This is a genomic window from Kitasatospora sp. NPDC002522 (assembly GCF_053595195.1).
On sequence record NZ_JBSFXE010000001.1, the window covers coordinates 262,146 to 285,221 of the forward strand.

Consider the following 23,076-nt stretch of genomic DNA (forward strand, 5'->3'; position numbering starts at 1 on the left):
CGTACGACGTCAGTTGGTCTGGATCGGGTTGGGAACGGGGCGCTGGTCGCGCCCCATGCCGTCCCGCGGGGTGGGGTGCCGGAGGGCTCCCGGGCGGAACCCGGACGGATTGCGCCCGGGTGCCCTCCTTCAAGCCTAAAGGTTGCGATTCGTCCCGATTACCGGGAGGTCACTCGCCCTTGGCCTTGGCGATGATGTCGTCCGCCACGTTCCGCGGAACCTCGGCGTACGAGTCGAACTGCATCGAGTAGCTTGCGCGACCAGAGGTCTTGCTGCGCAGGTCACCGACGTAGCCGAACATCTCGGAGAGCGGCACAAGCGCCTTGACGACGCGAGCACCGTGACGCTCCTCCATGGCCCGGATCTGGCCACGGCGGGAGTTGATGTCGCCGATCACGTCGCCCATGTAGTCCTCGGGGGTGGTGACCTCGACGGCCATCATCGGCTCGAGCAGAGCCGGCGACGCCTTCTTGGCACCTTCCTTGAACGCCATGGAACCGGCGATCTTGAACGCGAGCTCGGACGAGTCGACGTCGTGCGACGCACCGTCGAGCAGGCTCACGCGGACGCCCTGGAGCGGGTAGCCGGCGAGCACGCCGAACTCCATGGCCTCCTGGCAACCGGCGTCGACCGAGGGGATGTACTCCTTCGGCACGCGGCCACCGGTGACCTTGTTGACGAACTCGTAGCCCTCGCCGGACTCCAGCGGCTCGATCGCGATCTGGATCTTCGCGAACTGGCCGGAACCACCGGTCTGCTTCTTGTGCGTGTAGTCGATGCGCTCGACGGCCTTGCGGATCGTCTCGCGGTACGCGACCTGCGGCTTGCCGACGTTGGCCTCGACCTTGAACTCACGGCGCATACGGTCGACCAGCACCTCGAGGTGCAGCTCGCCCATACCCGCGATGATGGTCTGGCCGGTCTCCTCGTCGGTGTTGACCTGGAAGGACGGGTCCTCCTCGGCCAGACGCTGGATCGCGACGCCCAGCTTCTCCTGGTCGCCCTTCGACTTGGGCTCGATCGCGACGCGGATGACCGGGGCCGGGAAGTCCATGGACTCCAGGATGACCGGCTGCTTCTCGTCGGACAGCGTCTCACCGGTGGTGGTCTGCTTGAGGCCCATGACGGCGATGATGTCGCCGGCGCCCACCGAGTCGATCTCCTCACGCTTGTTCGCGTGCATGCGGTAGATCTTGCCGATGCGCTCCTTCTTGCCCTTGACGGAGTTCAGCACCGAGGTGCCGGACTCCAGGCGGCCGGAGTACACGCGGACGAAGGTGAGCTTGCCCAGGTGCGGGTCAGACATGATCTTGAACGCGAGCGCGGCGAGCGGCTCGTCGTCCGAGGCCTGACGGACGATCTTCTCGTCGGGGTTGTTCGGCTTGGTGCCCTCGATGCCCTCGATGTCGAGCGGCGACGGCAGGTACTTCACAACCGCGTCGAGCAGGGGCTGGACGCCCTTGTTCTTGAACGCCGAGCCGCAGAAGATCGGGGTGAAGTCCGAGTTCAGCGTGCCCTTGCGGATCGCGGCGACCAGCAGCTCCTCGGGGATGTCCTCGCCCTCGAGGGCGAGCTCCATCACCTCGTCGCTGACGTTCGACACGGTGTCGAGCAGGGCCTCGCGGTACTCCGCGGCCTTCTCGGCGAGGTCGGCCGGGATGTCGACGGTGTCGTACATCTCGCCCTTGGGCGCGTCGGCGGACCAGACCAGGGCCTTCATCTTCACCAGGTCGACGACACCGGCGAAGTCGCCCTCGGCGCCGATCGGCAGCTGCATGACCAGCGGGGTGGCGCCGAGGCGGTCCACGATGGTCTGCACGCAGAAGTAGAAGTCGGCGCCCGTGCGGTCCAGCTTGTTGATGAAGCAGATGCGCGGGACGCCGTAGCGGTCAGCCTGCCGCCACACGGTCTCGGACTGGGGCTCCACACCGGCGACGCCGTCGAACACCGTCACGCCACCGTCGAGCACGCGCAGCGAACGCTCCACCTCGACGGTGAAGTCGACGTGGCCCGGGGTGTCGATGATGTTGATGGTGTGGTCGGAGTCGTCGAGGGTCCAGTGACAGGTCGTCGCGGCCGACGTGATGGTGATGCCGCGCTCCTGCTCCTGCTCCATCCAGTCCATGGTGGCAGCGCCATCGTGGACCTCACCGATCTTGTACGAGACACCGGTGTAGAACAGGATCCGCTCGGTGGTGGTGGTCTTGCCCGCGTCGATGTGCGCCATGATCCCGATGTTGCGGACCTTGGCGAGGTCAAGGGAGGTTGCAGCCATGGTGGCTCGTTCTCTCTCTGTCTAGTGACGGGGTTCGGACTACCAGCGGTAGTGCGCGAAGGCCTTGTTGGACTCGGCCATCTTGTGGGTGTCCTCGCGACGCTTCACGGAAGCGCCCAGGCCGTTGCTGGCGTCGAGGATCTCGTTGAGCAGACGCTCGGTCATGGTCTTCTCGCGACGGGCGCGGGAGTAACCGACCAGCCAGCGCAGCGCCAGGGTGTTGGCGCGGCCCGGACGGACCTCGACCGGCACCTGGTAGGTGGCGCCACCGACGCGGCGGGACTTGACCTCGAGGGTCGGCTTGACGTTCTCCAGCGCGCGCTTGAGCGCGACGACCGGGTCGGCACCGGTCTTCTCACGGACGCCCTCGAGGGCGCCGTAGACGATCCGCTCGGCGGTGGAGCGCTTGCCGTGCAGCAGGATCTTGTTGACCAGCGAGGTCACCAGCGGGGAGCCGTAGACCGGGTCGATGATGACCGGGCGCTTCGGGGCGGGGCCCTTACGAGGCATTCTTACTTCTCCTTCTTGGCGCCGTAGCGGCTGCGAGCCTGCTTGCGGTTCTTGACACCCTGGGTGTCGAGCGAACCGCGGATGATCTTGTAGCGGACACCAGGAAGGTCCTTCACACGACCACCGCGAACCAGCACGATGGAGTGCTCCTGCAGGTTGTGGCCCTCGCCCGGAATGTAAGCGGTGACCTCGATCCCGCTGGTGAGGCGCACACGGGCGACCTTACGGAGAGCCGAGTTCGGCTTCTTCGGGGTGGTCGTGTACACACGCGTGCAGACGCCGCGACGCTGGGGCGAACCCTTCAGTGCGGGCGTCTTGTTCTTCTCGACCTTGTCCTGCCGGCCCTTTCGGACCAGCTGCTGGATCGTAGGCACCGTTTCTCCGTTTTCTGTGTGCCAAGGCTTGGTAAAACTAACCTGCGGTGTTCTCCCACCACCACCGACCCACGCGGTCGGGCGTGTTGGGCCTCTTCGGGGGAAGAATCACGGAATCCCATGAGCTGAGCTGCGGCGACGGCACAGGCCGGACGGGAGGAAACTCCGCCGCGGCGGCCGGTCTGCTGGCACGCACAAGGACCCGGGCACACCCCAGGCACAAGGTCAGAGCCTACCTAGCGCATGGGCGGCGGTCAAAACAAATGGGGCGCGCCCGGGGTGTGCGGCGTTCGGCTCAGTCCACCGAGGCCAGTCGCGAGCTCCGGCGACCGGTGCCGAAGCCCGAGAACCGCTCCGGGCGCTCGCCCGGGGCGCGGTTGGTCGCGAACGCCGGGACCAGCACCAACAGCGCGGCCGCGGTGTAGATCGCCAGCCACGGCAGCCAGCCCAGCGGCGGCAGCCAGCGGGCGTGGTGGATCAGCCAGGAGCCGTCGGTGCCCAGGGCGTAGCGGCGCAGCGTCCAGTAGAACGCCAGTGCGTTGACCCCGGCCATCGAGACCGCGGTGATGCCGGTCAGCCGGCGCCAGGGCAGCATCGGCCGTTCCTCGTCCTTGGCGGACAGCACGAAGCCGCACAGCAGCGGCAGGCCGACCGCGAAGGGCAGCAGGTAGCGGCCCTGCCAGACCGGGCCGAGCTGGTACTGGGCGGCCTGCGCGGCGGCCGGGACGAAGAGCGTGGCGAGGGTCATCGCGATCACCGCGAAGATCTGCCGGCGGTTGCCCAGGGTGACCGTCAGCATGGCCAGCAGGCCGGTCGCGCCGATCCACACCACCCAGGTGATCGGCGGGGCCTTGGTGTCCAGCCAGCCGAAGAAGCCGATCATCTGCTCGATGTGTTCCATGCCGTACGCGAAGGTCGTCTTGGCGGCGTACCAGGGGTTGTACCAGTACGGGATGTCGATCACCGAGTTGTCGGGGTGCGCGGCGGCCCAGGCCAGCGCGCCGACCGCGGAGGCGCCGAGCAGGGCCGCCCAGAGCCACAGCGCCTTGCGGCGCAGCACCTGGCGGACCGCGCCGCGCTGCTGGAGCAGGAGTGCGAAGGCGATCGCGCCGGCGAACCAGAACAGACCCAGCGGGCGGATGTTGATCAGCACCACGCCGCCCAGGCCGAGTCTGGCCAGTCGGCGGTTGAGCAGCAGCGGGTCGGGCGACATCAGGATGGACAGCGCCGCGGTCCACACCAGGATGCCGGCCGCGATCTCGCCGCCGCTGGGGTTGACCATGCCGGCCATGAACAGCGCCATCGGGGTGGCCGCGACCAGCAGGCCGAGCATCGCGGGCGCCCTGCGCCGCCACTCGTTGACCCCGACCATGGCGCTGGCCAGCAGCGCGGCGCACAGCCCGGCGGACAGCAGGCGCATCAGGTACAGCGCGGCCGGGCCGCTGGTGACCAGCGTGGGCAGGCCGGTGAAGAGGTAGTAGGCGGGGTGGTAGCGGCCGGCCGCGGTGGTGGCCTGCACGGTCGGGCCGCCGGAGCCGATCTTCGGCATGCAGTTCGCGGTGTTGCGGGGCTCCCAGGCGTAGCACTGGTAGTCCGAGGACAGGTCGCGGTACCACGCGGGCAGCTGGACGCCGGTCTCGGCGAAGTAGCCGTCGACGCCGGCCACGGTGTGCTTGACCATCACCTCGGTGCCGCCGAACTGGCCGCGGGCGACCGCGGCGGCGCGGATGAAGTGCGCGTGCTCGTCCGGGGAGGCGCCCAGCGGGGTGGCGGCCGACCAGGCGCCGGCCAGCGCCATGAAGAGCGCGAAGGAGACCAGCCACAGGCGGCGCGGGGAACGGGTCATCCGGTCGGCGAGGCGGCTCAGGCGGGCCGTCGTCCGGCTCTGCGCGCTCATCGGATGTACGTCAGCCACGTCTGGTCCCCGTCCTTGGAACACTGGTGATTCGGTGCGAACTTCGGGCAGGTGCCGTCGAGTTTGCGCACGGTGTGCGAGACCCACGGCAGCACCCGGTAGGTGCCGTCGTTGGCGGGCAGGTAGCGGTCCGACATGGAGGAGGAGACCGTACCCAGGAGGAGCAGCAGGCCGCACAGCGCGCCTATCACGGCGGCGGGCCGGCCGATGGTGCCGAGCAGTGCGGCGGGCCCGTTGTCCCCCGTGGCGCGCTGCCGCTCGGCGAGTCGCAGCGTGACCACGTGCGCGACCAGCGCGCAGAGGATCATGCCGCAGTACAGCAGTTGGTTGTCGGTGCGGGTGTACAGCTGGACGGTGTGCGTCTCGTACATGTGCGAGGCGATGTACATCCGCATCAGCCAGGCGCTGACGAACATCGCCACCACGGTGACCACCAGCGGGCGGCGGATGCCGAGCCAGAGGGCCACGCCCAGGCAGACGAAGGTGACCACCGCGAACAGGCCGAGGCCGCCGTACTCGCCGGGCGGCGGCCAGTCGGTGACCTTGCCGGGCATGTCGGTGCGCCACATCAGGTAGTAGGCGGGGTCGGTGAAGTTGTCGAACCGGAAGTTCGAGTCCTTGGTGCTCTGGCCCTCGGTGAGCATCACCGACAGGTAGCTGCCGGCCAGCAGCAGGAAGGCCAGCACGGTGGAGCCCAGGAAGGCGGCGCCCTTGCCCGGGGCGGTGCGCCAGGGGAAGTACAGCAGCGCGGCGACCAGCACGCCGGCGGCGCTCCACAGGAACCAGCCGGAGTAGGTGAGGAAGAGCAGGGCGAGCAGCACGCCGAAGCCGGCGCCGATCGCCAGCAGCTTGGGCCAGCGCTGGTTCCCGCTCCGCCGCAGCGCCACCACCAGGGCGATCAGCGTGGGGATCAGCACCGCCAGCACGGTCTGGCTGTACGGCTTGTAGGCGTCGATCAGGGTGAACGCCGGGGCGACGCCGAAGGCCAGGGCGCGCAGCGGGCTGAGCAGCATCCGCCAGGCGAGGTAGGTCAGCGGGCCGAACGCGGCGGCGCCGAGGATCTGCAGGTCCTTGAAGGCGTACGCGGTGTTGCCGTCGTGGAACCACTGCGCGTAGTAGCCGAGGGTGTACAGCGGGCCGGGCGGGTAGACCGCGGAGCCGGACGGCTGGCCGTGCGCGACGGCCTGCGCCCATTCGACGATCCGGCCGCTGTCGCCGTTCAGGCCGAACATCGGCCACGGCGTGCCGAGCAGCGCCATCACGGCGCCGGCCGCGACGAAGCCGCTGGCCAGGCCCGCTATGGCGGCGCTGGCGAACCGCACCACCAGGTCGAAGTGCCGGCCACGGCGCAGCCGCATGGCGATCACCACGGCGGCGAGGCAGACCAGGCCGAGCAGCGCGAACCGCAGCTGGATCGCGGCCAGGCCGCTGACCTGGGCGATCCGGTCCAGCGGGTCGAGCTGGAAGCTCCGGGCCATGAACGGGAGGATCAGCGCGGCGAGGAACGCCACCGCCGCCTCCATGGCCAGCAGGGCGGGCGCGGACCCCGCCAGCCGGGCCCACCCGGCCCGTCCGCGCCCGCGCGCGGCGGCGCGGCTCTCGGGGCCGGGCAGCACGCCCGCCGACCCCTCGGTACTGACAGTCACAGGTGGTTTCCTCTTGCTGGTCGTCGTCCGGCGCCGCACAGGGGCAGCGACCACGCATCCTACTGGGCAGGTCCAGACCGGCTGCGGCTAGCACAGCCCTGAGCGGAAGGCCAGTTCAGCGTGGGTGCCGGCGGGCGCCGGCGGGTCACCCGCCGGTGACGCCGACCAGCACCGTGAGGCCGAGCAGCAGCGCCCAGCCGGCGATCGAGACCCAGCCGAGGACCAGGCCGAGGACCGCCAGGTTGTCGCCGTCCTCGCGCGTGCTGCGGATCTGGGCGCGGGCGATGTGGCCGGTGATCACGGCGGGCAGCGCGGTGGTGCCCATGGTGGGGATGCACAGGCCGCCGAGGACCGCGGCGGCCAGCGCCATGCCGTTGCGCGGGCGCGGCGGGCTGGGCAGGAAGGTCGGCGGCACGAGCGGGACGGCGGCGCCGAACGGGGCGACCATCGGGCCGGCCGGCAGGTCGGCGACCAGCGCGGCGAGCTGCCCGTAGGTGGCGGCCTGGTGGGCGGCGCCCATCCGGTGCTCGTACTCGGCGGCGCTGAGCCGGCCCTCCGCGTAGGCGGCCTTCAGCACGTCGACGGTCCGCTCACGGTCGGTGTGCGCGGCCCGCATGGCGGACTGCTGCGTCGGCGCCGGCTGCCAGGGCTGCTGCCCGTACGGCGCCGGAGGTCCCCACTGTCCGGCCATCACGGCCTCCCTCCCGATTCCCCGCGCTGCGGGTGCTCCCAGGATGCAGGACGAACGGCGGGCCCGGGTAGTTGCCGACGCGGCCGGGCAGGTCGGCGGGGTACGGGTACCGCCGAACGGGGGATGGGAGAGGAGGGGCGGCGATCATAGGGTCGTACTGATCCGCCCCGCCCCGGTCCGAGAAGGAGATCCCCCGCCATGCAGGCGCCCACCTCGCCGCCCGCCGTCTCGATCCGCGACCTGTGGAAGCGCTTCGGCGCGCAGACCGCGGTCGCCGGACTCAGCCTCGACCTGCCGGCCGGGTCGTTCATCGGCCTGGTCGGGCCGAACGGCGCGGGCAAGACCACCACGCTGTCGATGGTCACCGGCCTGCTGCGGCCGGACCACGGGACGGTGCTGGTGCACGGCGCCGACGTCTGGCAGGACCCGGTCGCGGTGAAGGCCCGGATCGGCATCCTGCCGGAGGGCCTGCGGATGTTCGAGCGGCTCAGCGGCCGGGAGCTGCTGCAGTACAACGGCCGGCTGCGCGGCCTGCCCGGCCCGGAGACCGACCGGCGCGCCGAGGAGCTGCTGGCCGTGCTCGACCTGACCGGCGCCGCGGACAAGCTGGTCGCCGACTACTCCACCGGCATGCGCAAGAAGATCGGCCTGGCCGCCGCGCTGCTGCACAACCCGGACGTGCTGTTCCTCGACGAGCCCTTCGAGGGCGTCGACCCGGTCTCCGCGCAGACCATCCGCGGCGTGCTGAGCCGCTACGCCGCCTCCGGCTCCACCGTGGTCTTCTCCAGCCACGTGATGGAGCTGGTCGAGTCGCTGTGCGACTGGGTGGCGGTGATCAACGCCGGGCAGGTGGTGGCCGCCGGTCCGCTGGACGAGGTCCGCGGCGCCACCTCGCTGCACCAGGCCTTCCTCGGCCTGGTCGGGGTGCGCGAGGACGACGGGCAGGCGCTGGACTGGCTGGGCGGGGGCAACCGGTGAGCTCCACCGTCACCGCCGACGACCGGACCGTCGTCCGGGCCCTGGTCGCGCTGAAGGTGCGGCTGCTGCGCAACGGGCTGCGGCGCAGCCCCGGGCGGGCCGTCGGGTACGTGCTGGGCACCGTGTTCGGGGTGCTGCTGGCCGCCGGCGTGGCCACCGGCTTCGCGGTGCTGCACGGGCACCCGGGCGCCGCCGACGCCGCCGCGGTGCTCACCGCCGCGCTCACCCTCTGCTGGGCCTCGCTGCCGCTGTTCCTGTTCGCGGGCGACGAGAGCGCCGACCCGACCCGGCTCACCATGCTGCCGCTGCGCCCGCCCGCGCTGCTGCGCGGCACCCTGCTGGGCAGCCTGATCGGCCCGGGCCCGGCGATCGGCCTGCTGCTGCTCGCGGGCGCCGCGGTCGCGGCCGGCGCGGGCCCGGCGTCCGCCGTGGTGGCGGTGGTCGCGGTGCCGCTCACCCTGGTCACGCTGCTGGCGCTGTCCCGTTCGGTGGCGGCCGGCAACGCCCGGCTGCTCTCCTCGCGCCGCGGCAAGGACTTCGCGATCTTCGGCGGGCTGGCCTTCGCGGTGCTGGTGCAGATCGGCAACCTGGGCTTCCAGAGCGCCGTCAAGGACCCGGGCCGCGGCCTCGACCTCTCGCCGCTGCACCCGTACGCCGCCGTGCTGCGCTGGATCCCGCCGGTCTCCGGCCTGGACGCGGTGCGCTCCGCCGGGGACGGCGACTACGCGTTCGCGGCGCTGCAGCTGGCGCTCACCGGCGGCCTGCTGGCGCTGCTGCTGCGCTGGTGGCTGCGCAGCCTGCAAAACCTGATGGTCAGCGGCGACGCCTCCACGCTGGTGGACACCTCCTCGGCACGCTCCACCCGGGCCTGGCGGCTGCTCCCGCAGGGCCGGGTCGGCGCGGTGCTGCAGCGGCACCTGCGGTACGCCTGGCGGGAGCCGCGCGCCAAGGCCGCGATCTTCACCGGCGTCGGCATGACCTGCGTCTTCGCCGTGCTCTCGGTGGTGCAGGGCTGGAGCTCGGTGTACGTGATCTGCGCCGGCGGGCTGATGCTGGGCCTGCAGACCGCCAACCTGTTCGGCATGGACGGCTCCGCGTTCTGGATGGTCGCCGCCGCGCTGAGCACCCGTCAGGACGCCCGGGACGAACTCGCCGGCCGGGTCTACGCGATCCTCGGCTACGCCGTCCCGCTGGTGCTGGTGCTCGCCCCGCTGCTGGCCGCCGTCACCGGCGACTGGGCGAACCTGGCGCCCGCACTCGGCCTGACCATGGCGGCGCTCGGCGCCGGCGCGGGCCTGGGCTGCCTGCTCAGCGTGCTCGCCCCGTTCGCGCTGCCCGCCGACGGCAACCCGATGCGCAACGCCGCGCCGGGCCAGAACGGCGTCGTGATGCTGAACGCCTTCGGCTCGATGATCGGCGTCGCCGTGCTCTGCCTGCCGGTCGGCGCGCTGCTCGGCTGGCTGCTGCTGGACCACCGCGCCGCCTGGCCGGTGCTCCCGGTCGGCGTGCTGTACGGCGCGGCGCTGGCGCTGCTGGGCATGCGGCTGGCCGCCGGGCGGCTGCTGACCCGCTCCCCCGAGATCCTGGCCCGGGTGGTCGAGCGCTGACGGCCTTGCGGGCGGCCTCCGGCATCATGGACAGCGGCCGACACCCCGAAGGAAGCAGGACCCCGTGACCACCAGCGAGCAGTCCGTCGACGAGTTGCTGGCGGGCGCGGTGCAGCAGGTGGTGGCGGCGCCCGCGGACGGGCTGGAGTACGTGGTGGACGGCGCGGCGTCGGTGCTGGCCGCGTCGGTGGAGCGCTGGCCGCTGGTCAGCCGGGCGCTGCTGGGACTGGCGGAGCGCTCGATCGGCCGGTGCTGGACGGCGGGCTGGCGGCCCGCGGACCTGGTGCGGGTGGCCCGGCGGGAGCTGGACCCGGCGCACCTGGCGCTGGCGGTGGACCTGATCGCCGCGGAGGGCCGCCGCCATCCGGCGGCCGCGCTGGACCGCCGCTGGCAGGACCAGCTGCGGGAGTTGGAGGCCGAGCCGTGGTGGCCGTCGGACGACGAGTTCCTGCAGCGGTTCGCCGAGCGGCACCGGCTGGACCGGTTCGCGCTGGCGACGGCCGCCCTGGAGCTGCTGCGGACCTGGGCCCACCTGCCGCCGATCACCCCGGTGGGGCCGGTCCCGGGGCAGCAGGCGTCCACGTCGGTGCGGGCGCCGCGCGGCGGTGAGCCGCGGATGCTGGGCCGGATCCGGGCGCTGCTGGCGAAGGCGGAGTCGACCGGCTTCCCGGAGGAGGCGGAGGCGCTGACCGCGAAGGCCCAGCAGCTGATGGCCCGTCACTCGATCGACGAGGCGCTGCTGGCGGTCGGCGGTCCGTCCGCGGACGAGCCGGGGGCGGTGCGGATCGGGGTGGACAACCCGTACGAGGGCCCGAAGACGATGCTGCTGGACGCGGTGGCGGCGGCGAACCGGTGCCGGGTGGTGTGGGCGAAGGAGTTCGGCTTCTGCACGGTGATCGGGTTCGACGCGGACCTGGACGCGGTGGAGCTGCTGTACACCTCGCTGCTGGTGCAGGCGACCGCGGCGATGCACCGGGCGGGCAGCCGCAAGCACAAGGACGGGGCGCCGCGCACCAAGGCCTTCCGGCAGTCGTTCCTGGTCGCGTACGCTGCGCGGATCCGCGAGCGGCTGGCGGCGGCGACCGAGCGGGCGACCGAGGACGCGGCCGCCGGGCGACCTCTGGACGAGGACGGCGCCGAGGTGCAACTCGCGCCGGACGAGCGGCCGTTGCCGGACGAGCGGCTGCTGCCGGTGCTGGCGGCCCGGGCGGAGGCGGTGGACGACGCGGTGGGGAAGATGTTCCCGAAGCTGGTGTCGCAGCGGGTGCGGGTGAGCGACGGCGAGGGCTGGCACGAGGGCCGGGCCGCCGCCGACCGGGCCTCGCTGCACGGCGCGGCGGGCCGGATCGCCCGCTGACGTCGGCTCGAGCGGGCCACGTATCGAGCTGACGACATATCGACTCGAGGGTGAGGGGCGGGAGTTGGAGTACGCGGAGCGGGTGCGCGGGTCGCTGCTGGGCGGGGCGCTGGGCGACGCCCTGGGCTGGCCGGTGGAGTTCCTGCAGCTGGATCAGATCCGGGCGCGGTTCGGCCCGGCGGGCCTGACCGGCCTGGCGGCGGGCGGCCGCGGCGGTGAGGTCACCGACGACACCCAGATGACGCTGTTCACCGCGGAGGGCCTGATCCGCGGCGGCCGCCCGTCCGACCTCCACCAGGCGTACCGGCGCTGGCTGCTGACGCAGCGACTGCCCGGCCCGGAGCGGCAGCCGGACGGCTGGCTGCTGGCCCAGCCGTTCCTGTACGCCTCGCGCGCGCCGGGCGGCGCCTGCCTGTCCGGGATCGGCGGCAGCCCGGAGTTCCGGGGCCTGGTGCCGTTCGGACAGGACGGCCGGGTGAACCCGCAGTCCAAGGGCTGCGGCACCGTGATGCGCTCGGCGCCGTTCGGGCTGATCGGCCTCGGCGCCGAGCAGGCCTTCGAACTGGCCGCCCAGTGTGCCCAGTTGACGCACGGACACCCGACCGGCTACCTGGCCGCCGGGGCGTTCGCGGCGCTGGTGGAGCGGCTCGCCGCCGGGGCGGAGCTGCCCGCGGCGGTCGAGGAGACCATCGCGCAGGTCGAGCAGCACCCGGGCGGCGCGGAGACCGCGCAGGCGCTGCGCCGCGCGGTGCGCCTCGCGGCCGAGGAGCCGCCCGCCGCCGAGACGGTGGAGCGGGTCGGCCTCGGCTGGATCGCCGAGGAGTGCCTGGCGATCGCGGTGTACGCGGCGCTGGCCGGAGCGGACGCCCGGGCGGCGCTGGTGCTGTCGGTGAACCACTCCGGCGACAGCGACTCGACCGGTGCGGTCTGCGGGAACCTGGTCGGCGCGCTCCACGGCACCGCCGGGCTGCCCGCCGACTGGTGCACCGAGGTGGAGGGCCGCGCGACGGTGCTGCGGGTGGCCGACGACCTGCTGGCGGTCTTCGCCGAGCGGCGGCCGGCCGAGGTCGCCGACCGCTACCCGGGGGCGCCGCGGTGAGCGTGAGCCTGGAGAAGCTGGCGCGCACCGCACCCGGCCTGGTCGTCCTGTACAAGTCGGCCAAGGTCAGCCTGGACAAGACCGGCCTGACCGGGACGCGCGCCGCGGTGTACCTGGTGCTGGACCGCTCCGGGTCGATGCGCTCGTTCTACCGCTCGGGCGCGGTGCAGCACTTCGCCGAGCAGGTGCTGGCGCTCTCCGCGCACCTGGACGACGACGGCACGGTGCCGGTGGTGTTCTTCTCCACCGGCGTGGACGGGGTGGCCGAGCTCTCGGTGGACGACTACCGGGGCCGGATCGACCAGGCCCACCAGGCGATGGGCAGGATGGGCCTGACCAGCTACCACGTGGCGATGAAGGCGGTGATCGGGCACTACCTGCGCTCCGGGAACACCGCGCCCGCGCTGGTGGTGTTCCAGACCGACGGCGGTCCGACCTCGCGGACCGCGGCGCAGGACATGCTCTGCCTCGCCGCGGAACTGCCGATGTTCTGGCAGTTCGTAGGGTTCGGCGACCCCGCCGACCGGGAGTTCGCGTTCCTGCACCGGCTGGACGAACTGCCCGTGCCGCGCCGCCGGCCGGTCGACAACGCCGGGTTCTTCCCGGCCGGCCGCGACCCGCGCGCGGTGCCCGACGAGGTGCTGTACGACCGGCTGCTCTCGGAGTTCCCGCAGTGGCTGCGGGCAGCGGCGGCGGCAGGCGTCCTGGGCGCTGTCTGACCGGCGCGGGATACTGGAACCGGCGGCCGGGCGGGGGCATCCCACCCGGTGACGATGCCTCAACCAGGCGTCGTACAAGGGTGATTCGGGGGAATCGTCATGCTGGAACGAGTGCGCCGACTGCGGGACGCGATGGCCCGGGAGGACGACGCCGCGGTCGAGAGCGCGGTCTGGGACCTGCTGGACAGCGTGCAGTCCGCGGCGGACCTGCTGGTCGCCGCCGCCGACGCGCCGGCCGACGTGCTGGCCGCCGAGCCGGCCGGCCGCTGGGACGGCCTGCCGGTGCTGCCCGCGCTGCTGGGCGACCCGGAGGGCGAGCACGCGACGCTGGAGCTGGGCACGGTGCTGGCCGCGGCGGTGGCCCGGGCGCAGGCCCGCCGCTCCGGCCCGGCGCCGCTGGAGACGGTGGCCCGGCTGATGGTGCCCGTCGCGGCCGCCGACCGGCTGTCCGCCGAGCGGGCCCGCACGGTCGCCGAGCGGCACGGCACCGTCCTGCCGGAGGGCGCCGTGCCCGGCCCGCGGATCGCCGACGAACTGGCCACCGGCCGACCGCTGTACGGAAGTTACGAGGACCAGCAGCTCGACGTGTGGGGTCCGCGGGCCGGCAAGACCACCGCCCGGGCGATCCCGGCGGTGCTCGACGCGCCGGGCCCGGTGCTGGCCACCTCCACCGGGCGCGAGCTGCTGCTCGCCACCCGCGCGCTGCGCGAACGCCGCGGCCCGGTCCGGGTGTTCGACCCGCAGCAGCTGACCGGCGAGCGGGCCGAGTGGTGGTGGAACCCGCTGGACACGGTGGGTGACCTGGCCGCCGCCCGCACCCTGGCCGGGGTGTTCGCGGACGGCGCCCGGCCCGGCGGGGCCCGCTCCGACGAGCTCCCCGACCCGGCGGCCGAGGAGTTGACTGCCTGTCTGCTGCTGGCCGCCGCGCTCTCCGGCGCCCCGGTCACCCGGGTGCGCACCTGGCTGTCCCGGCCGAAGGACGACGCCGCGCTGCGGATCCTGTGCGAGGCGGGCGAGGACCGGGCCGCGGAGAGCCTGGCCGCCGGGACCCAGGCCCCGGACGCGCACCGGCTGGCCGTCCACGCCGCCGCGCTGGCGCAGACCGCCTGCCTGACCGACCCGCGGGCGGCCGCCTGGATCACCCCGGGCGGCGGCCGCCCCCGGCTGGACCTCGGCGAACTCCTCGACGCCGGCGGCACCCTGTACGCGCTCTCCCGGCAGGGCGCCGACCCGGCCGGCCCGCTGACCGCCGCGCTGACCGTGACCGCGCTGGAGACCGCCGAGCGCCGGGCCGCCGACCAGCGGCTCGGCCGGCTGGCCACCCCGCTGGTCGGCGTCCTGGACGACGCGGCCGCCGTCTGCCGCTGGCGGCGCCTGCCGGACCTGTACGCCTACTACGGCTCGCGCGGGATCTGCCTGCTGACGCTGCTGCAGTCCTGGTCCCAGGGCGCGGAGGCCTGGGGTGAGACCGGGATGCGCAAGCTCTGGTCGGCGGCGACGGTGCGGGTCTACGGCGGCGGCGTCGCCGAGCCCGCCTTCCTGCGGATGCTCTCCGAACTGACCGGGTCGCACACCGCGGCCCGCTTCCAGGTCGGCCACCTCGCGCAGCCGGGCGCCGCCGCCCGCACCGTCACCCGCAACGAGGTGCAGCTACCGCTGCTGGACGTGGCCGAGCTGGCCGCGCTGCCGGCCGGCCGGGTGCTGGTGCTGCCGTCCGGCAGCCGCCCGCTGCTGGCCCGCGCGGTGCCCTGGTGGGACGGCCCGCACGCCGCCGACGTCCGGTCAGCGCTGGCCGGGAACTGACGGGGCGTCGGACCGGGGCGGCACCGGCCCCGGAGCCCGGCGTCAGTCCCAGAGCTTGCCGAAGGCCAGCAGCTCCTCGCGGTACTCGATCCGCTCCACCCACTCCTGCGGCCACGCCTGCTCGCCGTGCGCGGTGCCCGCGAACGCGCCGGCCAGGCAGGCCAGCGAGTCGGAGTCGCCGGAGGAGGCGGCGGCCCGGCGGACCGCCGCCACCGGGTCGTCCGGCAGCAGCAGGAAGCAGAGCAGCGCGGTGGCGAACGCCTCCTCGGCCACCCAGCCGGCGCCGGTGCGCTCGCAGGGATCGGCGTCCACCTCGCCGGCGGCGAGCGCCGCGTCGAGCCGGTCCAGGGCGAGCAGGCAGTCGTCCCAGCCGCGGGCGATGAACGCCTCGCGCGAGTGGTCCTGGGCCTTCTCGGCGAGCTCGCCGAGCCAGAACTCGTCGTAGCTGAGCCGCTGTTCGAGGGCGTGCGCGCGCAGCCGGGCGGGCAGGCCGGCCGGGTCGGCGCCCTGCGCCAGCCAGCGCACCGTGAACGCGGTGAGCTCGCTGGCGGCCAGCGCGGTGGGGTGGCCGTGGGTGAGGCCGGACTGCAGCTGCGCCGCACCGGCGACCTGGCGGTCGCTCAACTCCCGGACCAGGCCCACCGGGGCGACCCGCATGTTGGCGCCGCAGCCCTTGGAGCCGAGGTCGCTGGCGTCCTGCCAGGCCCGATCGGTGGAGAGCCGGAAGCAGGACCGCAGGCACGTCATGCCGGGCGCGCGGTCGTTGTCCGGGGAGCGCCACCAGTCCACGAACTCGTCGCGCAGCGGCAGTTCGAGGCGCAGCGGGACCAGCGGACCGTCCGCCAGGGCCGCCCGCAGGGCGCGTGCCACGGCGAGCGTCATCTGGGTGTCGTCGGTGACCTTCGCCCGCTTCGGCAGCGGCAGCCGCCGCCAGTCCGGGCTGAGCAGCCGGATCTCGTCGTACGTCAGGAACTCGGTCGGCTTGCCCATGGCGTCGCCGATCGCCAACCCCAGCATCGCGCCCGTCGCCCGCCCCACGGCGTCCTCCCCTTGACCTCGGCCTACCGGACCTCGACCGGCAGTTCCTTCAGCCCGCGGATCACGTAGCCGGGCTGCCACTCGGGCTCGCGCACCAGCGACAGCCCGGGGGCCTTGCGGAGCAGTGCGCCGTAGGACTCGGTGAGCTCAAGTCTGGCAAGCGGAGCGCCGAGACAGAAGTGGATTCCCGCGCCGAAGGTGATGTGCGGGTTGTCGGCGCGGCCCAGGTCGAGCCGGTCCGGGTCGGCGAACCGCTCCGGGTCGCGGTTGGCGGAGCCGAACAGCAGCGCCACCTCGGCGCCGCGCGGGATCCGCACCCCGCCGACCTCGATGTCGTCCAGCACCCAGCGCTCGAACATCTGCAGCGGGGTGTCGTAGCGCATCAGTTCCTCGATCGCGGTGGGCAGCAGCCCGTCCACGTCGGCGCGCAGGCGGGCCAGTTCGCCGGGGTTGCGAAACAGCGCCCACCAGCCGTTGCCGGTGGTGTTGACGGTCGCCTCGTGGCCGGCGTTCAGCAGCAGCACGCAGGTGGAGACCATCTCCTGCTCGCTCAGCCGGTCGCCGTCCTCCGCGGCCTGCGCGAGCGCGGAGATCAGGTCGCCGCCCGGTTCGGCGCGCCGACGGCGGATCAACTCCCGCAGGTAGTCGGAGAACTCGACGCTGGCGGCGACCGCGCGGCGGGCCGTCTCGGGGCTCGGGTTGAGCTCGAACATCCCGGTGATGTCGGCCGACCAGGGCCGCAGCTGGTGCCGGTCGGACTCGGGCACGCCCAGCATCTCGGCGATCACCGCGACCGGCAGCGGCTCCGCGACCGCGGCGATCAGGTCGCCGCCGCCGTCCGCGAGCAGTCCGTCGACCAGCTCGCCCGCCAGCCGGGCCACCGCCGGGCGCAGCGACTCCACCATCCGCGGCGTGAACGCCTTGGACACCAGCCGCCGGATCCGGGTGTGGTCCGGGGCCTCCAGGTCCAGCAGCCCGTGGTCGTTGAGGGTGTGGAACGGCTCGTGCGCCGGATCCGGCGCGGGCCGTCCGAACTCCTCGTGGGTGAAGCGGTGGGTGTAGGTCCGGCCGAGTCGACGGTCCCTCAGCAGGGCGCTGACGTCCGCGTACCGGGCGATCAGCCACTGGTCGCTCGGCGCGTAGTGGCTCACCGGCGCCTGCTCCCGCAGCTGCGCGTAGGCCGGGTACGGGTGGGCCACGAACTCGGCCGACCACGGGTCGAACGCCGCACTCGCCATCGATCTTCTCCCTGCTCGTCGGGCTGCCATGGTAAACAGCCCGACGAGCGGGTCCGACGGTCAGCCGCGGGACAGGTCGCCGTCGACGATCCGGCGCACCAGCTTCGGCAGCGCCTCGGAGATCGGCTCCCGGATCACCTCGGCGGCGTCGCCGTCGTAGTGGGTGGGCTCGCCGTTGACGATGATCAGCTTCGCGCCGTTCTCCAGCGCCTCGGCGGGCAGCAACGCCGCGGGCGTCACCTGGAGGCTGGTGCCCACCGCGATGAACAGCTGGCAGGCGCTCGCGACGGTGGCCGCCTGCTCCACCACCCGGTCGTCCAGCGGCTCGCCGAACATCACCGTGCGCGGTCGCAGCACCTCGCCGCACTGCGCGCAGCCCGGGTCGTCCTCCCCCGCCGCCACCCGCTCCAGCGCCGCCGCCATCGTCGTCACCGCCGCGCAGCCGACGCACTGCACCTCGGCCGCGGTGCCGTGCAGTTCGATCACCTTCCGGGCCGGCAGGCCCGCCTTCTGGTGCAGCCCGTCCACGTTCTGCGTCAGCACCCGCATCGGCACGCCGGAGCGCTCCAGCTCGACCAGCGCCAGGTGCCCCGGGTTCGGCTCGGCGGACCCCGCCCCGGCGTCCCGCCGCAGCAGCCAGGACCGGCGCCGCACCTCGGTGCTCTCCAGGTACGGCCCGATCGTCACGAGTTCCTGCGCGCTCGGATCGCGCTGCCAGAGCCCTTGCGGCCCGCGGTAGTCGGGGATCCCCGAGTCCGTCGAGATCCCCGCCCCCGTCAACACCGCCACCAGCGGACGCTTCTCAGTCATGCTCCGGACGGTACGGCCCGCGGCCCCTTGTGACCACCGGTTATCACCGGCCGGAAGGCCAGCCCGTACAGCACCGCCCCGACCGCGAGGAAGTCCAGCGACGCCCCCATCACCACCGTGCCCACCAGCACCAGCGCCGCGCTCCACCACGGCGCGGCGCCCGCGAGCACCGCCCGCACCAGCAGTCCGAGCAGGCCGACGTAGACCAGCATCGGCACCACCGTGTACACCACCGGCATCACCCCGGGCACCGACTGCACCTTGTCGAACAGCTCCGACCGGTCCGCCACGTTCCTCGCCACCGCGCCCACGTACAGGTCGATCCCGGTCTGCACCAGCGAGGCCGCGATGCCCGCCCACCCGAGGTCCCGCCAGATCCGGCCCCACACCCCGCGCCCGCCGCCGAGCCGCGCCAACTCCCCCAGTCCGACGCCCAGCAGCGCGAGCGCCGCGAACAGTGCCAGGTGCCCGACCATCCACCCGGCCCCGATCCCGCGCGACCCCGGTACCAGCCGTACCAGTCCGTACACCGCCAGCAGCCCCGCGGACCACCCCAACGCCCGACGCCCCGTCACCATCGCCCGACTCCCCTACCCGAGTGCCATCTCCGACACCCCCAACCCTGCCGCCACCGCCTCCCGTGCACCTCCCCCGCACCGGCGAAACGGCGGCCTCCCCCGCGAGGGGTAGGGGACGTCCACTAGGGAGTCGCCGCGCTCACTCCCCGCCCGCTACCACCGCCCCGGCCTCGTAGGCGAAGACCACCGCGTGCACCCGGTCCCGCAGGGCCAGCTTCGCCAGCACGTTGCTCACGTGCGTCTTCACCGTGTGCTCGCTCACCACCAGCTCGGCCGCGATCTCCGCGTTCGACATGCCCCGGGCGACCAGCCGCAGGGTCTCCAACTCCCGTACCGTGAGCCGCTCCAGCAGTCGGGCGGGCGGGCGCCCGGAGCCGACCGCGCCGGCCGCGCCGCGTCGCGCGGTGGCCTCGCCGATCACCCGCCGGGTCACCGACGGCGCCAGCAGCGCGTCACCGGACGCGACGACCCGCACCGCGTGCGCCAGGTCGTCGCGTCGCACGTCCTTCAGCAGGAAGCCGCTCGCGCCCGCGTACAGCGCGTCGAACACGTAGTCGTCGACGTCGAAGGTGGTCAGCATGATCACCTTGCAGTCGGGGAACTCCGCGCACACCCGCCGCGCCGCCTCCAGCCCGTCCATCACGGGCATCCGGACGTCCAGCAGCAGCACGTCCGGCCCGTGCTCGCGCACGGCGGAGACCGCCTCGGCCCCGTCGGCGGCCTCGGCGACCACCGTGATGTCCGGCTGGGCGTCCAGGATCATGCCGAAGCCGGCCCGCACCAGTTCCTGGTCATCCGCGATGACCACCCGAATCGTCAACCCGTCCCTCTCCCTCACGCCTTGAGCGGCAGCTCGGCCGCCACCACGAACCCGGAGCCGTCCGCCCCCGGACCGATCCGGGCGGTGCCCCCGCATGCGGCGGCCCGCTCCCGGATCGACACCAGCCCGCGCCCGCCCGACCAGCCGTCACCGCCACCGCCACCGCCACCGGTCGCACCGGAGCCGCGTCCGTCGTCGGTGACCGAGACCGCCAGCACGTCGCCGCCGCGCACCCCGACCCGGACGGTCACCCGCCGGGCCCGGGCGTGCTTGACCACGTTGGTGAGCGCCTCCTGGACGATCCGGTAGGCGGCGGCCTGGACCTCGGCCGGCCCGGCCTCCTCGACGGCCGCGTCCACCTCCACCCCGGAGCCGCGGACCCGTTCCAGCACCTCGCCGAGTTCGGCCAGCCGCGGCTGCGGCACCAGCGCGGGCGCTGCCCCGGCCTCCTTCAACACGCCCAGCACCCGCCGCAGTTGGACCATCGCGTCGCGGCCGGAGTCGGCGATCGCGTCGAACGCGCGGATCGCCCGGTCGGGGTCGGAGCGGACCACCAGCGGGCCGGCCTCGGCCTGAATCACCATCAGGGAGACGGCGTGGGCGAGGATGTCGTGCATCTCGCGGGCGATCCGGGCCCGCTCCTCGGCGACGGCCCGGGCCGCGTCGCTGGCGGCCCGCAGGCCGACCTGGTGGGCCCGGTCGGCCTCGGCGGTGGCGAGCCGGCGCAACTCGCGGACCAGGCTGCCGAAGACGAAGCTGCCGACCGAGACGACCAGGCTGAACAGCATGCCGTTGGGCGAGCGGGTGCCGACCACGTTGCCGACCACCAGCAGGGTGAGCAGCGTCCAGCGCTGCCAGTCCTTGCCGCGGTCGGCGAGCGTGTGGATCGCGACCACCATGCAGACCTGGACCTGCGGCATCGCCGAGTGCGCCAGCACCGACAGCGCCATGGTCGGCGCCCCGGCGGCCGCCATCACCGCCCACGGCCGGCGGCGCCGCCACCACAGCGGCACCGCGCTCGCCAGCGCCAGCGCGTAGGCCCACCACGGCCAGGACGGCTCGTCGTTGGCCACCGCCCACAGCGACACCCCGGCGGACAGCGCCACCAGCAGCCCGTCGACCAGCCACGGCCGGGCCCGCCACCAGCCCAGCAGAGCCGCTCCCCCGTCACCCATCCGGGCATCCTCCCATCCGTCGCCGGTCGTCCCGCAACGCGCCGGAGGGCGCCCCCGTCCGGGAGCGCCCTCCGCGCGGTGACGGACCGTCACAGCAGCCGCTTGATCTCCCCACGCGCCCGGTAGAAGCCGCCGGAACCGGACTCCCGCACCTCGGCGACCAGGTAGCGCGCACCGGCGACCCGGACCTCCTTGGGGAACTGCACCCGCCAGCTCGGGTCGAAGCCGGGCGAGACCACCCGGACCCGCAGCCGGCCCGCCTCGGCCACGCACTCGACCTCGACGCCGCCACCGGAGGCGACCGCCGCGACGCTGACCGTCTCCAGCTCGGCGCTCGGCACCACCCGCTCGATGCCACCGCCCTGCACCTCGGCGGTGGCCGGCAGCGAGCCCTGCTCGGCGGCCTGCACCGCGTCCGGCGAGGCGTCCAGGCAGGCCAGCGAACCGTCGGTGGTGACCACGTACAGCCGCCCGTCGCGGTACTGCATGCTGTACGCGGAGCCGCAGCCGGTGCCGAGCTTCCACAGCCGGGTGCCGTCGGCGGCGAAGCAGTACACCGAGGAGTGGTTGTCGCCGGCGAAGACGAACTCGCCGTCGGGCGAGGCCGCGCAGGAGAACACCGCGGCGTCGCACTTGTAGGCGGCGACCTCGGACCCGTCGGACTTCCGCAGCCGGTGCACCCAGCCCTGCGAGGTGCCGGCGAACACCTCGGTGGGCTCCTGCCAGCCGAACAGCACCTGCCCCTTGGTCCGGGTGTGCCACTGCTGCTCGCCGCCGCGCTTCGCGTACCGGGCCACGCCCGCGGAGTGGCCGTGGTAGACCGCCTCGGCGTCGCAGCGCACCATCCAGCCGGCCCGGCCCTCGGCGTTGCGCCGCCACTGGAACTCGTCCTCGTGGTCGACCGTGGTCAGCCCGCCGCGCTCGTCGGCGACGCCGAGCACGCCGTCGTGGATGTCCAGCCAGTAGATGTCGACGTCCTGGGCGATCTCGTACGCCACCCGCGGCACCTTGCCGCCCAGGTCGTACACCTTGCCGTCGTCGCAGCCGGCGTAGATCCACCAGTCGTCGGCGACGATGCACTTGACGCCGTCGGGCAGGCCGAAGCGGCCGGTGACCTCGCCGGTGTGGGTGAGGGTGTATACGTCGCCGTTCTCGTTTCCGACCCACGCGTGCTCCTCGCCGACGAACACCCCGAACGCGGGCGAGCCGGAGCGGAAGCGCCACAGCATCGGTGCCTGGCGGGCGGTGGAGCGCGACGAGGTGATCTGACGGCGGGTCACCGCCCGGCGCTGGCGCACCCCCAGGACGGCCGGCGCGTAGCCCTTGCGGACCTTCTCGCCGACCTTCTTGGCGGCCGCGGCCGCCGCCTTCTCGGCGCTCGGGTACGAGGTGGTCTTGGCCTGCCCCTCGTCGCCGATCCGGCCGTAGCGGATCGTCAACTCGGCTCCGGCGAGCCGCACTTCGTAGAACTTGTGCGCGCTCCCCTGGTCCTCGGACAGCTCCAGGTAGGTCACCTGCGGCTCCGCGGAAACGGTGGCAGACATGGCCGACTCCCCTTTCGGGCAACGGGTTTCGGGATACCGGGAGGGGCCTCGCCACCTGCCGACACCCACCAATCTAGGCCCCGGCACTGACAGTTGATCACCCGATCAGCCGGTGTGCACCCGCACCCCGCCGCTGCCGGCCCGCGCCACCAGCTTGTGCGTCGCCCCGGCCTGTGAGGGGACCGACGAGTCGCTGCCACCGCTTTCGGCGTGCGCGTCCACCTGGTAGTCGGCGCCGCCGGGCACCGCCAGGTCCACCCCGCCGGTGTCGGTGCGCAGTTCGGCGGAGGCCGGGGCGACGGCGAACCGCGCCTGGATCCCACCCGTCTGCACGGTCAGCTTCACCTGCTGCGCCCGCAGCCCGGTCGCCTGGATCCCGCCGGTGTCGGCCCGGGCGTCGATCTCCCCGGCCATGTCGACCAGCTTGATCCCACCGGTGTCCTCGGTCAGCCGCAGCTTCGTGCCCGCGGGCACCCGCACCTGGTAGCCGATCCCGCAGTCCGAGCAGGAGTACGCCAGCTTCAGCACCCCGCCCTCCAGGGTGTGGGTGGCGTTCGGCTCCTGGTCGCGCCAGCCCTGCTTCTCGATCACCCGCACCGGTCCGTCCGAGGCGATCACCTCGATGCCGCCGACCTTCCCGTCCAGCACCAGCTCGGTGACCTGCCCGGGCACCTCGTACGACACCGTCTTGTGGTTCTCGTCCCACCGGTCGCAGCCCACCGCCCCGGCCACCAGCACCCCGGCCACCAGCAACGCCCCCGTGATCCGCTTCACCGCTCCCCCTCAGTCCGTTCGCTCCCCCCGAGTCTCCCGCCCCCGTACCCCCGCCCGCCTCCCTCTGGAGTGGGGTTCGCCCACCTCCGTCCCCTGGGGGATCCCCTAGGTGGAACGCCGCAGGG

At 73.4% G+C, this 23,076-nt stretch carries 20 protein-coding genes; 6 read left to right on the forward strand and 14 right to left on the reverse strand.

Going from position 1 to position 23,076, the window contains the following annotated elements; all coding sequences use genetic code 11:
- Nucleotides 1-169: 169 nt before the first annotated feature.
- The 6 genes from fusA to ACWD4U_RS01235 all read right to left on the reverse strand — a co-directional run bounded on the left by fusA (nt 170) and on the right by ACWD4U_RS01235 (nt 7,411).
- Nucleotides 170-2,275, reverse strand: a complete 2,106-nt coding sequence (fusA, locus tag ACWD4U_RS01210; RefSeq protein ID WP_363451084.1) for an elongation factor G — start codon at nt 2,273-2,275, stop codon at nt 170-172.
- A gap of 39 nt (nt 2,276-2,314) precedes the next feature.
- Nucleotides 2,315-2,785: a 30S ribosomal protein S7 gene (gene rpsG / locus ACWD4U_RS01215; RefSeq protein ID WP_030457432.1), complete on the reverse strand. Its 471-nt coding sequence runs from the start codon at nt 2,783-2,785 to the stop codon at nt 2,315-2,317.
- A 2-nt stretch (nt 2,786-2,787) separates the two neighbouring features.
- Nucleotides 2,788-3,159, reverse strand: a complete 372-nt coding sequence (gene rpsL, locus ACWD4U_RS01220; protein WP_014144289.1) for a 30S ribosomal protein S12 — start codon at nt 3,157-3,159, stop codon at nt 2,788-2,790.
- A gap of 295 nt (nt 3,160-3,454) precedes the next feature.
- On the reverse strand, nt 3,455-5,056 hold the full coding sequence (locus ACWD4U_RS01225) for a DUF2142 domain-containing protein (RefSeq protein WP_363451086.1): 1,602 nt from the start codon (nt 5,054-5,056) through the stop codon (nt 3,455-3,457).
- The gene (locus ACWD4U_RS01230) at nt 5,053-6,720 is read right to left on the reverse strand and encodes a hypothetical protein (RefSeq protein ID WP_363451088.1); all 1,668 of its coding nucleotides are present in this window, start codon (nt 6,718-6,720) and stop codon (nt 5,053-5,055) included. The genes ACWD4U_RS01225 and ACWD4U_RS01230 overlap by 4 nt, the downstream gene beginning before the upstream one ends.
- A 145-nt stretch (nt 6,721-6,865) precedes the next feature.
- Entirely contained in the window at nt 6,866-7,411 is a 546-nt protein-coding gene (locus ACWD4U_RS01235; protein WP_363451090.1) for a DUF1707 and DUF4190 domain-containing protein, read from the reverse strand.
- 198 nt (nt 7,412-7,609) lie between these two features.
- On the opposite strand from ACWD4U_RS01235, the gene ACWD4U_RS01240 reads away from it, so the two are divergent.
- The 6 genes from ACWD4U_RS01240 to ACWD4U_RS01265 all read left to right on the forward strand — a co-directional run bounded on the left by ACWD4U_RS01240 (nt 7,610) and on the right by ACWD4U_RS01265 (nt 14,974).
- Complete coding sequence (locus ACWD4U_RS01240; RefSeq protein WP_363451092.1) at nt 7,610-8,389, forward strand: ABC transporter ATP-binding protein; 780 nt, start codon at nt 7,610-7,612, stop codon at nt 8,387-8,389.
- Nucleotides 8,386-9,996 carry a transporter gene (locus ACWD4U_RS01245; protein WP_363451094.1) on the forward strand — a complete coding sequence of 537 codons (1,611 nt, stop codon included), beginning with the start codon at nt 8,386-8,388 and terminating at the stop codon, nt 9,994-9,996. The genes ACWD4U_RS01240 and ACWD4U_RS01245 overlap by 4 nt, the downstream gene beginning before the upstream one ends.
- A 64-nt stretch (nt 9,997-10,060) precedes the next feature.
- Entirely contained in the window at nt 10,061-11,353 is a 1,293-nt protein-coding gene (locus ACWD4U_RS01250; protein WP_363451096.1) for a DUF2786 domain-containing protein, read from the forward strand.
- A gap of 64 nt (nt 11,354-11,417) precedes the next feature.
- Nucleotides 11,418-12,452 carry an ADP-ribosylglycohydrolase family protein gene (locus ACWD4U_RS01255; protein ID WP_363451098.1) on the forward strand — a complete coding sequence of 345 codons (1,035 nt, stop codon included), beginning with the start codon at nt 11,418-11,420 and terminating at the stop codon, nt 12,450-12,452.
- Nucleotides 12,449-13,171 carry a VWA domain-containing protein gene (locus ACWD4U_RS01260; protein WP_363451100.1) on the forward strand — a complete coding sequence of 241 codons (723 nt, stop codon included), beginning with the start codon at nt 12,449-12,451 and terminating at the stop codon, nt 13,169-13,171. Before ACWD4U_RS01255 ends, ACWD4U_RS01260 begins: the two co-directional genes overlap by 4 nt.
- A gap of 99 nt (nt 13,172-13,270) precedes the next feature.
- On the forward strand, nt 13,271-14,974 hold the full coding sequence (locus tag ACWD4U_RS01265; protein WP_363451102.1) for a type IV secretory system conjugative DNA transfer family protein: 1,704 nt from the start codon (nt 13,271-13,273) through the stop codon (nt 14,972-14,974).
- Nucleotides 14,975-15,016: 42 nt separating this feature from the next.
- Here ACWD4U_RS01265 and ACWD4U_RS01270 read toward each other — a convergent pair whose 3' ends face one another.
- From ACWD4U_RS01270 to ACWD4U_RS01305, 8 genes are all read right to left on the reverse strand, one after another.
- Nucleotides 15,017-15,991 (reverse strand): ADP-ribosylglycohydrolase family protein, encoded by a 975-nt coding sequence (locus ACWD4U_RS01270; protein WP_363451406.1) that lies wholly within the window; start codon nt 15,989-15,991, stop codon nt 15,017-15,019.
- A 44-nt stretch (nt 15,992-16,035) separates the two neighbouring features.
- On the reverse strand, nt 16,036-17,250 hold the full coding sequence (locus ACWD4U_RS01275; protein ID WP_363451104.1) for a cytochrome P450: 1,215 nt from the start codon (nt 17,248-17,250) through the stop codon (nt 16,036-16,038).
- A 60-nt stretch (nt 17,251-17,310) separates the two neighbouring features.
- Nucleotides 17,311-18,060: an SIR2 family NAD-dependent protein deacylase gene (locus ACWD4U_RS01280; RefSeq protein ID WP_363451106.1), complete on the reverse strand. Its 750-nt coding sequence runs from the start codon at nt 18,058-18,060 to the stop codon at nt 17,311-17,313.
- Nucleotides 18,057-18,638, reverse strand: coding sequence for a hypothetical protein (locus ACWD4U_RS01285; protein WP_363451108.1), 582 nt, complete (start codon nt 18,636-18,638; stop codon nt 18,057-18,059). Before ACWD4U_RS01285 ends, ACWD4U_RS01280 begins: the two co-directional genes overlap by 4 nt.
- A 139-nt stretch (nt 18,639-18,777) precedes the next feature.
- Nucleotides 18,778-19,458, reverse strand: a complete 681-nt coding sequence (locus ACWD4U_RS01290) for a response regulator transcription factor (protein ID WP_363451110.1) — start codon at nt 19,456-19,458, stop codon at nt 18,778-18,780.
- A 14-nt stretch (nt 19,459-19,472) separates the two neighbouring features.
- Nucleotides 19,473-20,633, reverse strand: coding sequence for a sensor histidine kinase (locus ACWD4U_RS01295; RefSeq protein WP_363451112.1), 1,161 nt, complete (start codon nt 20,631-20,633; stop codon nt 19,473-19,475).
- A gap of 89 nt (nt 20,634-20,722) precedes the next feature.
- The gene (locus ACWD4U_RS01300) at nt 20,723-22,177 is read right to left on the reverse strand and encodes a WGR domain-containing protein (protein WP_363451114.1); all 1,455 of its coding nucleotides are present in this window, start codon (nt 22,175-22,177) and stop codon (nt 20,723-20,725) included.
- Nucleotides 22,178-22,282: 105 nt separating this feature from the next.
- Nucleotides 22,283-22,951: a DUF4097 family beta strand repeat-containing protein gene (locus ACWD4U_RS01305; RefSeq protein WP_363451116.1), complete on the reverse strand. Its 669-nt coding sequence runs from the start codon at nt 22,949-22,951 to the stop codon at nt 22,283-22,285.
- Nucleotides 22,952-23,076 lie beyond the last annotated feature (125 nt).

Bases quoted from the DNA above. Each gene is read 5' to 3' on its own strand.
- ACWD4U_RS01240 (WP_363451092.1), top strand. From the start codon at position 7,610: ATGCAGGCGCCCACCTCGCCGCCCGCCGTCTCGATCCGCGACCTGTGG.
- ACWD4U_RS01300 (WP_363451114.1), bottom strand. From the start codon at position 22,177: ATGTCTGCCACCGTTTCCGCGGAGCCGCAGGTGACCTACCTGGAGCTG.
- rpsG (WP_030457432.1), bottom strand. From the start codon at position 2,785: ATGCCTCGTAAGGGCCCCGCCCCGAAGCGCCCGGTCATCATCGACCCG.
- ACWD4U_RS01225 (WP_363451086.1), bottom strand. From the start codon at position 5,056: ATGAGCGCGCAGAGCCGGACGACGGCCCGCCTGAGCCGCCTCGCCGAC.
- fusA (WP_363451084.1), bottom strand. From the start codon at position 2,275: ATGGCTGCAACCTCCCTTGACCTCGCCAAGGTCCGCAACATCGGGATC.
- ACWD4U_RS01235 (WP_363451090.1), bottom strand. From the start codon at position 7,411: ATGGCCGGACAGTGGGGACCTCCGGCGCCGTACGGGCAGCAGCCCTGG.
- ACWD4U_RS01280 (WP_363451106.1), bottom strand. From the start codon at position 18,060: ATGACTGAGAAGCGTCCGCTGGTGGCGGTGTTGACGGGGGCGGGGATC.
- ACWD4U_RS01265 (WP_363451102.1), top strand. From the start codon at position 13,271: ATGCTGGAACGAGTGCGCCGACTGCGGGACGCGATGGCCCGGGAGGAC.
- ACWD4U_RS01275 (WP_363451104.1), bottom strand. From the start codon at position 17,250: ATGGCGAGTGCGGCGTTCGACCCGTGGTCGGCCGAGTTCGTGGCCCAC.
- ACWD4U_RS01285 (WP_363451108.1), bottom strand. From the start codon at position 18,638: ATGGTGACGGGGCGTCGGGCGTTGGGGTGGTCCGCGGGGCTGCTGGCG.
- ACWD4U_RS01295 (WP_363451112.1), bottom strand. From the start codon at position 20,633: ATGGGTGACGGGGGAGCGGCTCTGCTGGGCTGGTGGCGGGCCCGGCCG.
- ACWD4U_RS01270 (WP_363451406.1), bottom strand. From the start codon at position 15,991: ATGCTGGGGTTGGCGATCGGCGACGCCATGGGCAAGCCGACCGAGTTC.